This window comes from Ignicoccus islandicus DSM 13165 (genome assembly GCF_001481685.1).
GTDB lineage: Archaea > Thermoproteota > Thermoprotei_A > Sulfolobales > Ignicoccaceae > Ignicoccus > Ignicoccus islandicus.
This window is the reverse complement of sequence record NZ_CP006867.1, coordinates 461591-476258: the sequence shown is the minus strand read 5'-3', so window position 1 is coordinate 476258 and position 14668 is coordinate 461591. Positions and strand designations below refer to the sequence as shown.

Genomic DNA, 14668 nt, shown 5'->3' with positions numbered 1-14668 from the left:
TTACAAGCTCAAGGGCACCTTCACTTCCTCGCATTTCAACCACTCAGTTAGGTGCGGTTTAAATGAATGAGATATAGTGGGTTCCTTTAGGTGTATTCCCATTGGCTTGCACAACAGTACCTCCTTCACCTCGTACCTCGGATTAGGAACGACCTCTATTTCCTCCCCCTTCCTAACTACGTATACAGCTGCTCCCCTCCTCTCCTTGTAGGGTCCGTATTCGGAACTAAACAGTTCACTAACGTAATTGAAGGTTACGAGCTCCTCTTCCCCCACGTTAACCATTACGTGTCCGTAGCCCGGGGGAACCATTATCAAGTCTCCTTCCTCAACCTCTACTAACCTAACCCTTTCGCCCTTCAAGTCTTGGAGGACGAACAATGCCTTTCCGCGAAGTATTCCGTAGAGCTCGGGCCACCTCTCCCCCCAAGGGCTCTCCGGGTGGTAATGACCGTGAGTTTTGATCAGCTCCCCGGAAGGCAGCTCCCCTGGGTAAACCAAGGTCACGTCTCCCCTAACTCCACCTATTTCCGCTGGTATAGCCTTTCTATACATCCAGTAAGCGATCCCTTCGCTCCGAGACGGTTTCATCATTACTGGTAGGAGCTCCTCTATTCTTCTAGGCTTCCCCTTAACCACTCCGAGAGGCGTCACAGCAATATCTTCATGGAGAATAAGTTTATGACCCCTGAAGTGAATAACGTGAGCCAATATCTATGCCCTAAAAAGTTATGCTTTAAGTGAGGTTAATGAATGGCTTAGGCGCCCGATGCCTCCCCTTCCTCTGATTCCATCATAGCCCTCAGTTTGCTTTCCGCAATGGACTTGGCCTCTTCCAGTATCTTGGAGGCCTCCGGGTCTAGGTACACTCCGCTGTAACTCATTGTACCCATGCCCTCCGTTGAGACCTCCTCTAGCGACTCTACTAACCCCTCCAGCTCCTCTTGCATGTTGGGGAGGAACTCCTTCGCCTTTTCCACAGTTACTTTCACCTCGCCAGCTATGTTCAGTAATCCAGCGGCAGCGTCTCCGAAGGTTAGCGCCGTCTCCAGTCTCAGCAACGCTTGCTCCAGCTTAACGTCCAATATCATTAAGTTGGCTCTGACCTTCCTTAGGTTAGCTATTTCATTAGCGTACACTTTGGACCTAAGTTGGTCTCCTTGGGTTTGGGCTTGAATGAGTTTGCTCATTAAGTCCTTCTCCTTTTGCTCAACGGCGGCTAGTTGATACGCGAGCTTAGACCTAACCTTCCTTATCTGGTGCATTGCAACCATTATTTCCCTTCTGAGTCCCATACCAGTTCCCGTAAAGCTTATAGAGGAAGAGAGGATATTGGAGTGTAACCTCTTGTATTACTCTGGGAATACTGACTTGATGATATACTACGGTACGTGCGGTTTCCCCAAGTCCAAGCGAGTCTTGAGGGAGTACATCAATGCGGTTGAAATACAACAAACCTTCTACAACCCTCCCCCATTAGAGACGCTTGAGAAGTGGAGGAGGGAGCTCGGCGATGAAATCAATGTTCACCTAAAGGCTTGGCAGCTGGTATCTCACCCACCTACCTCCCCGACGTATAGGAGGGCTAAGATCGTAATACCTAAGGACAAGTTAGATAGGTATGGTTTATTGAAGCTCACCGAGGAGGTAAAGGAAGCTTGGTTAAAGACAGTTGAAGCAGCTCGGGCAGTTAAAGGCGACGTGATAGTCGTCCAGACTCCACCAAGCTTCGGATACAGTAAAGAGAACTTGGAGAGGGCCAAGAACTTCTTTCGCTGGGCCCTAACTACGTGGAAGAGGATTGGATGGGAACCTCGCGGTACGTGGGTGGGAAGACCGGAAGTTCGAGAGATAGTAGACATGGGAATCATCCATATTGTAGATCCATTTAAGCAATGGCCTCCTTACTACGAAGACATCATTTACTTGCGTCTCCACGGGAAAGGTAGTTATAGATACGAATATAGCGAGGAGGAGCTTAAGGATTTAATTGAGAGAATAATGGAGACTAACGCTAGCGAAGTTCACGTTATGTTCAATAACGTATATATGATGAGAGACGTAGTAAAGTTCAAGAGGCTGCTGGAAGAACGCTTCAAGGCCTAGTCACTCTGTCTCTAATGCAAAGCCTTTTATATCAAATAGAATTTCCCGAATATATAGGGAAGTGTTTGGGTTGAGCGACAAAGCCTTGGTTCTAGCTTCAGCCCTTTCCCACGTTCACGTAGGGGTAGGCAGGAGCGAGGGAATAGTGGACCTCCCCGTAATAAGGGACGGAACGGGGGTGTTCTTCCTACCCGCCTCCTCCCTAAAGGGTTCTATGAAGACGGCCTTGGCTTGTTGCAATAAGTTATGGAAGTGATGGAGCTATATTTACAAAGAACCAAAAAGTATGGGATTCTATAAGGCGATAAATACATTCTATTGCCTACTATCCCACTAATCCTAGAAATAGATTTAGATATTGAAGACCCTAGTGTATGGATCGAGTTGGAAGATATCGTAAGGAATTATTTGAAAGAAAAGATAGGAGCGAGCGCAACAGTTCCAGGAACGCGAGTTAACGTTGAGATAATCCCCTTAGGGTGGGAGCTAAGAGGCGAACGTCAGTGCCCTAGGCCTTACGCCTTAGCAATAGCTCCAGGTGCGATGTTCTACTCCGAATGTGAGGATTGGGAAGCCACGTACTGGAAAGGTGCCGGAAGGTATAGAGAGTTAGGTTACGGGACTTTAGTGCCGTTACCGTTTTTCAATTAACACTAACCTAACCCGATTGTTTACCAACACTTATTTAATTTAGAGACTTTTCCATTATACTGGAGGTATCCGTAAGTCTTGAGCGATGACAAGAACTATTGGGCACTACCGGTAGTGTTACACTATTACGTTTGTAACAAAGACTTCAGCGTAGTTGATAGATTGGCGAACTCAATTAATCCTTCAGTGGCCTTACAGACGCTTTACGATGCAGTCAGGAATATCGAGTCCATTTTCTTAAGCGAAGGTAAGAAGAAGGAGGAACTCTGCAGTACTGTGAAGACCCTCGTTAAGAACGAGGAGCTCGATTGCGGTAAAGTGATATCAATAGCTAAGGTGGAGGCGGAGTCCATAGCCAAGTTAATAAAGGAGTCCTTTAACAAGGATGTTATGAACCTCCTTAAGGTTATTTCAATTAAAGCCCTTGAGGGTGATTGTCCCCTAATTCAAAGTTCTTGAGGTGGTTAGGTATGAGTTACGTTGGTATAAGTCTCTCCGCTAGGATACTCTTAAATGCAGATGCATTGAATATGGCCGAAAGCGTAGGTAACGTAACTAGGCATAGGAGAGCACCAGTTGTCATAAAAACAAAGGACGGTCTCCAAGTCTTGTACGTACCGGCAATAAGCGGCGAGAGCATAGCTCACGCTTACCAAGTCCACCTAGCTGAAGTAGCTAAGAGATACGGCTTACCCGTTTGCAAATGTTGTGAGAAGGGAATATTCGTTAAAAGTACCGATGAGAACGCATTGAACAATTGTGGTATACAAATCCCCCAATCCCTTCAACAGCCAGGTAAGAAAGGTACTAAAAAGAGCAAGGAAAGTGGAGGAATTAAAAAGAGCGAGCTAGAGAAAGTCATTATTCAACAATGCGTAGTAGAGGACGTCGGTGGATTCCTTAATTCGGATAACACAGTTAAGAGAACGTCTAGATTCAGAGTAGGGTATATGCTACCTACATTAGACTCCTTAAAGGCTGGCGCTGTAGGAACGGAACCTGAACTACACGTAAGGTACGCTGGCGCAGAGCAATCGGGGGGCCAAATGCTCTATTACGTTGAAATAGGTAGCGCGCTCTACAACCTGAACTTCTCTTTGGACGTAAGCAACATAGGCGTTCTCAGTTCAGATAACACTGAATACGGTGAGGAGGTGGATTCCCTCGAAGCCCCCGAGAGGTTCAAGAGAGCGGAAGCGGCCCTCAAAGCTCTACAGAACCTAATGGGCTCAATGTTATGGGGAGCTAAGAGGACTAGGTTCAACCCGCAATGGGAAGTAATGAGCTTAGTAGTAGCCGTTACGGACGTGCCTTTCGAAGTAAGCCCCGGAAACGAGCCCTCCTACTTGTTCGAAACAGTGGAGAGGCTTCAAATACTGAGCAACAATTCGAAGGTGTACTACTTCGACAAGGAGGGACTCAAGAAGCCGCAAGAGGCGAAGATAGAGGTCATAGAAACGAACAGCTACTTAGAAGCAATAGCGAAGGCCTCCGAGGAGGCACTCGCTCGCTTGGGCGAGAGCCTCAAGCTCAAGTGAAGTTCTAAGGGGAACTAATTTGTCCCTTTTGGGATTGCGTTACAAGGTCAAACTGGCCTGGGGGATACCAATAAGGTTCCCTTACGCAAGCGGATTTCAATTGGGACCCATACTACCGCCGCCTTCCACCATAATCGGATCCGTAATAGAACCCGTAGCCATAAGGCTGGGACTAGGAGAGTTAGTCAACTACGAGGGAACCATTTGCTCACCTATCTATGCCTTCAAGGATGCCTTCAAGGCAGCCGCCCTGGGGCTATCCCCGGAAAGCGAGGTTGGACTAATAGTCAAGGGCGAGGTGACGAAGCTCGTTCAAATACCTTACTTAAGCGATGAGAACGCGCGGGATCCTAGACAGTGGTTTACCGCCCAAGCAATAGCAGCCGTTTACGGACCCGGTGCGGTACTCGACCTCGCGGTAGTGGTGGACTTGGATACCCTCGCTAAGAGATACGAGGAGGTGAGTGGTAAGCCCATTAGCGAAGGGGACCTCGAAGAGGTTCTGAAGACGGTAGTGCCTAGGAGGTTGGGAGCTAAGGAAGGCTTGATTTTCATTAGAGAAAGTTCAGTTGGGGAAGCTAACGAATGCGTTAACTGTGAGACCTATTTATACGCTCCGGAAGAGCTATGGATAGAGAAGCCTCAACCGTTCGTTAACTTGGACCTATGGGAACTAACTAAGTCTTCCGCTTGCGTAACGAAAGCTAGGAGGGGTGTCTCCTTAGTTGTTCAAACGAGAAGGTACGTAGCGGCTTCGGGGCCCCTATCCAGCTCCTTCGTGCTAACACCTCCTCCTTCAAAGAATTTTGGCTCAGTAAAATCCGGTTATTGTATCGAAGACGTTTGCGTAGGTGGTGGTACTTGAAAGTAAGTTTGCTTCCCTCAACCCTCATAGGTAGGTACTATCAAGCGCTAGTCCTCTACTTGTCGGACCTAAAAGTAGAGAGGTATGGCACGGACTATATTGAGATAGAGGAGAACGAGGAAGAGCTTTACGAAGGGCTCTGCAATTTGATTGAAGAATATTACAAGAAGTACAAGTATTTGGAGAGGATGCCCAGTGGTAATGACACCCACTTCGTTGAAAAGATAATGGGTACGGAGAAATGGCAGGAATATCAAGAGAAACGTAACAAGATAAGGAGTAAACGAGAAGACGCGAACGCTTTCACAAAGGAGTTTTGGTGTAAACTACTAGAGTACATGACTGTGAAGTCGGAGGAAACGGTAAGGAGGATCAAGAACAGACCTCCTACTAGGTTAATGATGGTTAAATTGAATTTAGGCCGGCACGTCAAGACGTTCATGGTTCCTTCGAGGACGGAAAGGGACAACAAGATGGTTTACGTTATAAACAATAAGGAGACACTTCTAGGAGAAGCGCTGGCAATAACCGGACTCATAGTCTCGAATGTAGGTTTTATTATCTCAAATAACGACGGAAAGCGCAGTTATAGAACCGAGTTTAGAGTTCTACCACCTCTCCCCGAGTCCCTTAGAGAAACAATGAAGAACCACGTCGCCCAAAGGTACTGGGCGATGGTTGAAAATAGGCCAAGTAACCCTAAGAACTTACCGGTTAGCACGGACGTCTACTTGCACTTCCACTATAGCCACGCCTTCGTTAAAGCGAAAGTATTCCAGCAAGGAAGCGTTTGCATGAATCCCTTGGACGCACTGATACTAACGTTCATTTCCAAAAATGAGAAGAAGCGCGAGAAGAAGCCAATGGTGTCTAATGCTTTCCCCCTCATATCCAGCGAGATATTCTGTAAGTTCTACAGACTAACTGGAGACGAGAAGAGGGCGAATTACATACTCTCCCACTTGCTCTCCTTGTTATGGACTAAGAGCGGTAACGGCGAGGTTCAAGCTTGTGCGGGCGAGTGTTTGAACGACCTCTACCAGTACGTTATTTCTTCGAACGTTCAGAAGCTCTACGACTGTTCCAGGAGGTTAGCGGCGCTTTCGATAACTGGCAAGCTCCCCCAAGAGCTCCGCAACAGAGTGGAGTGGCTCAGAAGGAGCTTAGGCTACGTCAAGGTGAGGAACCTTTGGCCCTAAAACCCTTCTATAGAAGGGCATACGATGAAATTCTCGAGACCTTGCTAAGCGATGGGAGTGCTGTCTTCGTGGCCCCTACGGGATACGGTAAGAGCAAGGGAACTCCTTATTTAAAGAAGCGCCTCGAAGAGGAATGGAACTTACCTAGGACCGTTCACGTCTTTCCCCTAAGGAGCTTGGTTCAATCCCAAATGAATTACCTCCGAACCGTGGGCTTGGAGCCATGCCACGCCTCAGGGCTCCCAGTTGAGGGGAAGTGTCCTTACATGTCGGGAGAGTTCGTAACGGCTACCATAGACTACTTCTCCTTAACTATAAACAGATTGCCTCCCCCCGAATTACCCTTCGTTCTAAGGAAGTGGAGTTACGGTCATTACGAATATCCAAGAGCGAACTTGTTCACCTCCCTAATTCTCTTAGATGAAGTTCACTTAATTGGGGAAACTTGGGAGAGGGAGGAGAGCCGAAGTCGCGAGTTCTTGTTCGCCTCGCTCGAAACGATGAACGAGTTCAAGGTTCCCTTCGTAGTTGCAACAGCGACCCTTCCTTCCAAGTTCTTGAAAAAAGTGATGAGGAAGACCGGAAGGGCCGTAGTAGTTTGCAATAACTGTTACGAGAAACTCGGAAACAAGGTCGTTAGGTTCAGGGATTCAGATTACTACCATTCCCAGCTATCTATAAAATGGCGAACCGAATTAGTTAGCGATCCTATAGGTAAGTATGTAAAAGAGAACGTAGAGAGCTTACTCGATGAGGCCTATAGAGGCAAGCTCTTAGTAGTATCCAATACAGTAAACAAGGCCTTCGAGATTTACCAAATCTTAAGTAAGCGCTTGAACCCGAAGGACGTGGTACTGGTTCACGGCAGGCTTAGCTCTAACGATAAAGCAAACGCCGTTACGAAAATAGAATCCGCGCGGGTAGTCATTTCCACTCAAGTAATTGAGGCCGGCGTGGACGTGGACGCGACTACCTTGGTTACCGAAGTAGCGCCCCCCAGTTCCCTCGCCCAGAGGGCCGGGAGACTCTGTAGGCTTAGGATGTGCGACGAGGCCAAGGTAATAATTACAAATGCGAAGCAACCCTATCCTTACGAACAAGCAACCTTGAATGAATCAATGGAATTTATTAGGTCCGCCCTCGAGCTTAATTCAATCCAGTGGAGGCTATTGGATAACGAAGGCGGAATAAGCTATCTTAACTTAATTGAGAAGGTTGAAGGGAGTGTTTTCAGTTCGAGTCAATATAGGAGTTTGTTCGAACTACTCATGCAAAAACCGTTCCCTAATGTGGAAGATATATTGGAAACGCTGAAGAATTACTGTAGCTTCGTTAGGGACACCAATTTAATTAGCATTGAAGTTGACGATAACGACTTCGTTGAGACTTCCTTGAGCTGGTTCCTAGCTAACCTACACGTGTTTGCGCGAGATGGAAAGCTCCTCGTCACCTTCCATCGGGGCGACGATCGAGAGGCCAAATGGGTGGACGTGAAGGAATTCGAGAACTCTGTGAAGGGCAATGAGTGTCGCGGATATTACGAGTTCTTAAGGAAGAACAATGCCCTCTTCGCAACCTTCCACGGCGAGGACTTATACGTAAAAGGCATTGGGTTGGGTGTAGGTCAATGGTATGGCCAATAGCTTACGCTGAAGGCAATCGAGTTGAACCACTAGAGGATCACTTACTCAGGACGGCCTTCATTACACTTAGGGTATTCGAACGAGAACTCGAGTATCTCCAAAAGGAGAGATCTACTGTCCTTAAGATAGCGACCCTAAGCGCGCTCTTTCATGACTTAGGTAAGGCCAATGAGAGAAGCTACGAGAGGTACGTTAAAGGAGACGATAAGGTCAGCTTCAAGTGCCACGAGGTCCTTTCGTTCCTAATACTTAAGGAAATGGAGTATAACAAGGTGTACAAGGAACTAGGGCTTGAACGAAACGATTGGATGGTAATTGAGTACTCGGTTCTCAACCACCACCATGCTATGAGGATGGTTAGCGAGTGCTTACTCGATGAGAGATCCATCTACAAAGCTATTGGATTAGAGAGAATGAAATTATGGAAAGTCTTGAGAATAGAGTCGCCCGAGAGCAAGGACTACTGGTCAATCGGAGGATATTCTGCGAGAGACGTACTACAAAACTTCGTTAATAGAGACGTTTACCAAATGGGCCCTTACTACTTGAAGCTCTCTTATGTCATGAGCGGGTTGATTAGCTTGGCAGATAGCTTAGCGGCGTTCTTATACAGAGGAGAATTGAGGGATACGCCTCAAACCCCCTCTAAGTACATTAGACTATCTCTCCGAGAAAGGGGATACGACGTAGATGAATTTCTGAGTAAATACAGTTGGCTAAACAATGTGAATCCTCAGGAACTTTACAGATACGTACTTTCTGCCTCTTTTTAATTTCTTATATCATATTCTGTACTCCCTATTCCATATTGGACCTCTACTCATCCAGCAACTTCTTGACCTTCAGTATCTCACTTAAGCGCCTTTCTATTCCCTATTGGGTCTCTACTTCCTTCACTTGTTTAAATATGTTGTGTAGTTGGTTTAACATGCTTTCTATTCCCTATTGGGTCTCTACGCTATTTCTCTGTCTAGGGGGGCGGGGAGGGAAGAAAACTTTCTATTCCCTATTGGATCTCTACAAAAAGGAGATAACAAAGCTCCTGAAATTGGCTTAAAGGCTTTCTATTCCCTATTGGATCTCTACACTTCGTTGAGCTTCTGTGGGAGCTCGCCAAGTACTTTCTATTCCCTATTGGATCTCTACAATCGTTGATGGTAAAGAAACTGGTGACAAACTGGACTTTCTATTCCCTATTGGATCTCTACGACCCCATTGACGTCGAGATATTACCAAAACTCAGCGAAAACTTTCTATTCCCTATTGGATCTCTACTCGGGTCAAAGTTCAAGTTAGGGTCGGCATCAGGATAGTCGACTTTCTATTCCCTATTGGATCTCTACAGGACTAAAGAAACGTATCGACCGCAATGGAGGGAGGCCTCCTTTCTATTCCCTATTGGATCTCTACTGTTCTCGGAGAAGTTCCGGAGAAGCTAAAGCTAATAATGTCTTTCTATTCCCTATTGGATCTCTACCCACTATTTCACTAATGTAGTGGTTGAACATTAATGGGGAAGCCTTTCTATTCCCTATTGGATCTCTACGCGATGCTCCAGACTCCGTATGACGCTTCAAAGCGGAGTCTTTCTATTCCCTATTGGATCTCTACCTTAAGTTGGTCGTCATTACCAAACTGGTTGCTAATGATCTTTCTATTCCCTATTGGATCTCTACAACAAAATCGAGATATATCGTGTACCCGCCAGAGCCTTGGCCTTTCTATTCCCTATTGGATCTCTACACAGTTAAGCATAAAAGTGTACATGAGTAGTATAACGCTTTCTATTCCCTATTGGATCTCTACCGTTGCCCTCCTATTTAAACAACCTCTTTCTCACCTTTTAACCCTTTCCCCTCATTTACCTTTCCACATTCACACCTTCCCTTCCAGAACTTAAACTCAAGTAGTTGTCCAATATATGCATGCATATGCTTGTATAAGGTAGGTTAGAGTAGAAATCCCCATGATCATCAAGGTTCTCATGATCGCTTATTAACCCCTCAATGCAACTTCTCATTGTAAAGATCGATCTTGAAAGGACCTCGTACTGATGGTATAACCTCTGGATTGGTAAATTGCATTTGCTTTTGCAAATACGATGTTGAATGATTTAATTGAAATGGAATTAACAATTGGGAAGGCTGGTAGAAACTGAAGGTTCTTAAGGAGACCATTGTTTCTGAATTCAAATGGTTAAGGTTGAGGAAATGATGGAATTAATTGTGAGTAAATGGAAAAATGAATTTGGACAAGAGGTGGAGATGGGGATTCACCATGGGATGGTGAAAACTCTATGACTCTGAATAACTTTGAAGTCAATTGAATACGTTTCGAGTTCTTGTTTAGGGAAATAGGTAAATTGATTGAACAGATAAGAACGGTAAAGTATTTCGTATAAGATCTCATGATAGTTAAAATGCCGTGATATGGGTTTACGCCTCATGGGGGTGAATTTACGCTTTGAGCAACGAGAAAATAAACATTGAGAAACTTCAGAAAGGAAACAAGTTGCTAATGATAGTTTCAGTAGTGATAGTAGTTATAGCGATAATAGGGATAGGCATCTTACTCCTTGGAGGTCACTCGAAAGCTACCGGATCGGTTCAAACAACAACTAATACCCAGACAACTACGACCACTGCTCACACTGCAACTGCAACTACTGAAGAACTCACAAAGAGCGTGGAACAAGGATCAATGCAACCCCTAACGAAAGTACAAGGTCAAACCAAGGTTAAGGAGATCGTCTTAAGATTGAAGTTGAAGGAATTCGAAGAGCTTGAAAACGTTACGTTAGCATCTCCCCTAACGCCTCCTGACGAGGACGGGACCTTCTTCTTAGTCTTGAAGACTAATACCGGCGCAAACAAATTGATAACGTACAAGGGAGGTAAGGCCATAGGTTCCATCGATTTAACTTCTGAAATGATACCAATAATGGATCCTAGAAGCATGAGCTATCAGACTTACAATGGCAAGCTCCTCGTTCAAATAAATAACACCCTATATGCTCTCTATGGAAGTAAACTAGAGAAGCTTTACGAGCTAAACGCGTCCGGCATGTTGTCGTATTACGTGAAGGAAGGGAAAGTATACGCTTGGAACGTGAAGACTTGGAAAGAGGGCAACGATACCTATGGTTCGTGTGCTTACTACAATATGAGCGATGGAGGTAAGAAGGTCTCCGAGTACTTCTTTGACTTCGGTAACGTTAGTGCGGCTAACGTACTACCAGACGCAATGAACGGAGACGGATGCATAGGCATGTACGCCACCTCCGGAATACCCGTTATCCATTACTGGTACAAGGGGAAGCAAGGAGAAACTAAGATGAGCTTGCAAATACCCTCGCTCCAAATAACGACTCAAGGTCCAATGTTCCTAGAAAAGGAATTCGGCGTAAGCGAGCCTTACTTACTCTATATACAGAGAGCTACTCAAGACTTGCACGCGTTCCTTTTGAATCTCGTTGATATGATTACTAAGAAGAACGTAACGGCAGTCGTTCCAGGGCTATACAGCTTACTAGGAATGGGCGACTTCGAAGGTAAGGGGTACATAAATTCAGTAAGTTTGATAGCGTTAGGTCCCAAGGGATTCACGTTACTGTTCGTAGGTAATGACGGTTGGAAGAAGGAAATACCATTAGGAATGCTCTCTCAGAGCTACGCGTGGATTCAAGGCGTAGTTGAAATTAACGGTAAGAAGTACCACGTATTAGCTCTAGGAAACTTAACGTCAAACGACGTGGTATTAAATAGTAACGTCGGCGGGATAGAGCTACTCATAGGAAAGGTTCCAGTTGAAGGAACTAGCCTAACCATGCTCGTCAAGGATTACGGCGATAAAATATGCTATTCAGTCGTCATCGTGCCGAAGGTCGGAGGACTAATGGGTCATGGAACGCAAACTTCTAGCAAGACGTACCTATCTTACGATTGTCTTCACAAATAGAGGTCTAATTTTTAGTGTAACTTTCGGGCGTTTACTAGCTCGGGTCTCAAATGTCAGTAAGAGTCCTGGAGGAACTCCCCTCCAGCGAAGAAGTACTCAATTCCCTCCAGCCTTACGTTAGGGAATGGTTTAGAAGGAAGTTCAAGGAACTCAGCCCGCCTCAGAGAGGCGCCATAAGCCTAATAAAGAGAAATGAGAACGTCCTAATATCCTCCCCTACCGGGACTGGGAAGACCTTAGCTGCTTTCCTAGGTATATTAGATTACTTGCTTGAAAAGGCCGTTAAGGGAAAGTTAGAGGATAAGGTGTATGTGGTTTACGTTTCCCCACTTAGGGCACTAGGCAACGATATGAAGAGGAACCTCTTGGAACCATTGGAAGGCATTTCCCAAGTAATGAGGGAAATGGGAATAGAAGCCCAAGAGATCAGAATAGGCATAAGGTCAAGCGACACTCCTCCATCTGAGAAGCAGAAGCAATTAAGGAAACCTCCTCACATTCTCATTACCACGCCTGAGAGTTTGGCAATATCTCTTGCGTCTACGAAGTTCAGCGAGAAGCTATCTGGGGTAGAATTCGTTATAGTAGATGAAATCCACGAAATGGCCTCTAGTAAAAGAGGTACTCACTTAAGCTTGACTTTAGAGAGATTGGCCTTAAAGGCGGGAGAGTTCACTAGGATAGGGCTCTCAGCTACAATTCACCCTTTGGAGACCGTTGCCAAGTTCCTTGTAGGGAAAGATAGGGACGTGTGGATAGTAGACGCTCGCTTCGCCAAGCCCATAGACCTAAGGGTAATTTGTCCCGTAGAAGACATAGTTAACGCTTCCGCGGACGAATTGAACAGAGCTATATATGAGAAGTTAGCTCAATTAGTTAAGGAACATAGAAGCGTAATAGTTTTCACGAATACTAGACACTCAACGGAGAAAGTCGCGTTTAAGCTCAAGCAAGTCCTCGAGAAGGAAGGTTTAGGAGACAAGGTAGAGGCACATCACTCTTCCCTCTCTCGAGAGGTCAGATTGGAAGTTGAGGAGAAGTTGAAGAGAGGCGAATTGAAGGTAGTGGTAACCTCTACCTCATTGGAAATGGGTATAGACATCGGCCACGTAGACTTAGTGGTATTGCTTTCGAGCCCGAAAAGCGTCAGCAGACTCCTTCAGAGGGTTGGTAGAGCTGGACACAGGATAGACGCGGTTTCCAAGGGGAGGGTAATTGTAGTCGACAGAGACGATCTCATGGAAAACACCGTTCTGGTTAAGTTAGCCCTAGAGAGAAAGATAGACAGAGTTAGGATCCCGAGAAATCCCTTGGACGTCTTAGCCCAACACATAGTTGCTCTTACAATAGAACATGGTGAGATAGAGCTTGAAAAGGCCTTTGAAATCACTAAGAGGGCTTATCCATATTGGGAGTTGGAGTGGAACGACTTCATCTCGGTAATTAAATACTTGGCGGGCGAATATAATCTAGAAGATGAGAAGGTTTACGCGAAGCTTTACTGGGATAAGGAGAGGAACGTCCTCCAGAGGAAGCGTCAAGCCAGAATGATATTCATGATGAACGCGGGAACTATACCAGATGAAAGTAAGGTAAAGGTCTACGAAGCGAAATCCAAGAGGCTCCTCGGACACGTAGAGGAGCTATTTGTACAGAACCTCGTTCCCGGCGACGTGTTCGTCTTAAGCGGAAAGACGTACAAGTATCTTTATTCAAACGGTATGAAGATATTCGTTGAACCCGCGCCCAGCGAAAGACCAACTGTTCCCGCTTGGTTTAGCGAAATGCTACCTTTAGCTTACGACTCAGCTAGAGAGATGGCTAAGTTCAGGGAGAAGTTACCCAATATGACCGAAGAAGAATTAATTAGAGAATATTACCTGGAACCCCACGCTGCCAAGGCCCTCCTCGAATACGTAAGGGAGCAACTGAGCTACGTAGGGGTGGTTCCGGGCGACTCAACTTATTTAATAGAGATATGGAAGGAGCCAGAGAGAACGAACTATATTTTCCATTACTTAATAGGTAGGAGAGGAATAGATGCTTTATCTAGGGCGTATGCCTATGCGTTAGGGCGAATTACTGGTACTAACGTCAGCGTCACTGTTACAGATTACGGCTTCATGCTCACCGTTCCCGGCGATATATCTTTAGACCCAATGCAAATAGTGACGGCGGTTACGCCAGAGAACTTGAGGAAATTAGTTGAAGAGGCCGTGGAAAGAACTGAGCTCTTCAAGAGGAGATTTAGACATAGCGCTCAACGTTCCTTCATGATACTGAAAAGGTACATGGGAAGGGAAAAGAGTCCGGAGAGACTACAACTCTCTGCACAGCATCTCATTAAGGTCGTAAGGGAAATAAAGGACTTTCCCGTTTACAAGGAAACGCTCAGGGAAATTCTCGAAGACTACATGAATATCGACGCGGCTGAGGAGACGGTTAGGAGGATACATTCGGGCGAAGTGAAGATCGAGGTCGTTGGTCCACTAGACGTACCAAGCCCCTTTGCGCACGTGATAGTTGCTAATTCCTATAGCGACGTAGTTTTAATGGAGGACAAGAGAAAGCTCCTACAGAGGCTCCGAGAGATGGTCTTAATGAAGATAAGTTCCCGATCCTATGAGGAGAGGGTGAGCTATGCGAGGGGATCGATGAGCGGAGAGGATGACTCCGAGGGTCTCTACACTTAAACTACGAAGGTAATCT

Annotated in this window: 13 protein-coding genes and 1 CRISPR repeat array; of the genes, 11 read left to right on the top strand and 2 right to left on the bottom strand. The window is 45.8% G+C overall.

The window, feature by feature from the left end; translation table 11 throughout:
- Entirely contained in the window at positions 1-711 is a 711-nt protein-coding gene (locus tag EYM_RS02645) for a glucose-6-phosphate isomerase family protein (RefSeq protein WP_075049552.1), read from the bottom strand.
- Positions 712-758: 47 nt separating this feature from the next.
- Complete coding sequence (locus tag EYM_RS02640; protein WP_075049551.1) at positions 759-1295, bottom strand: hypothetical protein; 537 nt, start codon at positions 1293-1295, stop codon at positions 759-761.
- A gap of 52 nt (positions 1296-1347) precedes the next feature.
- Here EYM_RS02640 and EYM_RS02635 point away from each other — a divergent pair, with 52 nt between their 5' ends.
- From EYM_RS02635 to EYM_RS02585, 11 genes are all read left to right on the top strand, one after another.
- Complete coding sequence (locus EYM_RS02635) at positions 1348-2106, top strand: DUF72 domain-containing protein (RefSeq protein ID WP_157058738.1); 759 nt, start codon at positions 1348-1350, stop codon at positions 2104-2106.
- A gap of 70 nt (positions 2107-2176) precedes the next feature.
- Positions 2177-2362 (top strand): RAMP superfamily CRISPR-associated protein, encoded by a 186-nt coding sequence (locus tag EYM_RS02630; RefSeq protein WP_075049550.1) that lies wholly within the window; start codon positions 2177-2179, stop codon positions 2360-2362.
- A 152-nt stretch (positions 2363-2514) separates the two neighbouring features.
- On the top strand, positions 2515-2757 hold the full coding sequence (locus EYM_RS02625; RefSeq protein WP_168050171.1) for a hypothetical protein: 243 nt from the start codon (positions 2515-2517) through the stop codon (positions 2755-2757).
- Positions 2758-2835: 78 nt separating this feature from the next.
- Positions 2836-3216 (top strand): hypothetical protein, encoded by a 381-nt coding sequence (locus tag EYM_RS02620; protein WP_075049548.1) that lies wholly within the window; start codon positions 2836-2838, stop codon positions 3214-3216.
- Between the two features lie 11 nt (positions 3217-3227).
- Positions 3228-4295 carry a type I-A CRISPR-associated protein Cas7/Csa2 gene (gene cas7a / locus EYM_RS02615; RefSeq protein ID WP_075050588.1) on the top strand — a complete coding sequence of 356 codons (1068 nt, stop codon included), beginning with the start codon at positions 3228-3230 and terminating at the stop codon, positions 4293-4295.
- Positions 4296-4314: 19 nt separating this feature from the next.
- On the top strand, positions 4315-5160 hold the full coding sequence (locus EYM_RS02610) for a Cas5 family CRISPR-associated protein (protein ID WP_075049547.1): 846 nt from the start codon (positions 4315-4317) through the stop codon (positions 5158-5160).
- Positions 5157-6359, top strand: a complete 1203-nt coding sequence (locus EYM_RS07880; RefSeq protein ID WP_075049546.1) for a hypothetical protein — start codon at positions 5157-5159, stop codon at positions 6357-6359. Before EYM_RS02610 ends, EYM_RS07880 begins: the two co-directional genes overlap by 4 nt.
- On the top strand, positions 6350-8002 hold the full coding sequence (gene cas3, locus EYM_RS02600; protein WP_075049545.1) for a CRISPR-associated helicase Cas3': 1653 nt from the start codon (positions 6350-6352) through the stop codon (positions 8000-8002). The genes EYM_RS07880 and cas3 overlap by 10 nt, the downstream gene beginning before the upstream one ends.
- The gene (locus EYM_RS02595) at positions 7987-8775 is read left to right on the top strand and encodes a CRISPR-associated endonuclease Cas3'' (RefSeq protein ID WP_075049544.1); all 789 of its coding nucleotides are present in this window, start codon (positions 7987-7989) and stop codon (positions 8773-8775) included. The genes cas3 and EYM_RS02595 overlap by 16 nt, the downstream gene beginning before the upstream one ends.
- A 21-nt stretch (positions 8776-8796) precedes the next feature.
- Positions 8797-9808: a CRISPR direct-repeat array (repeat unit 26 nt; unit sequence CTTTCTATTCCCTATTGGATCTCTAC).
- A gap of 657 nt (positions 9809-10465) precedes the next feature.
- Positions 10466-11959, top strand: a complete 1494-nt coding sequence (locus tag EYM_RS02590; RefSeq protein ID WP_075049543.1) for a hypothetical protein — start codon at positions 10466-10468, stop codon at positions 11957-11959.
- 50 nt (positions 11960-12009) lie between these two features.
- A complete protein-coding gene (locus EYM_RS02585; protein WP_075049542.1) occupies positions 12010-14652 on the top strand; it encodes an ATP-dependent helicase in 2643 nt (880 codons plus the stop codon).
- Positions 14653-14668 lie beyond the last annotated feature (16 nt).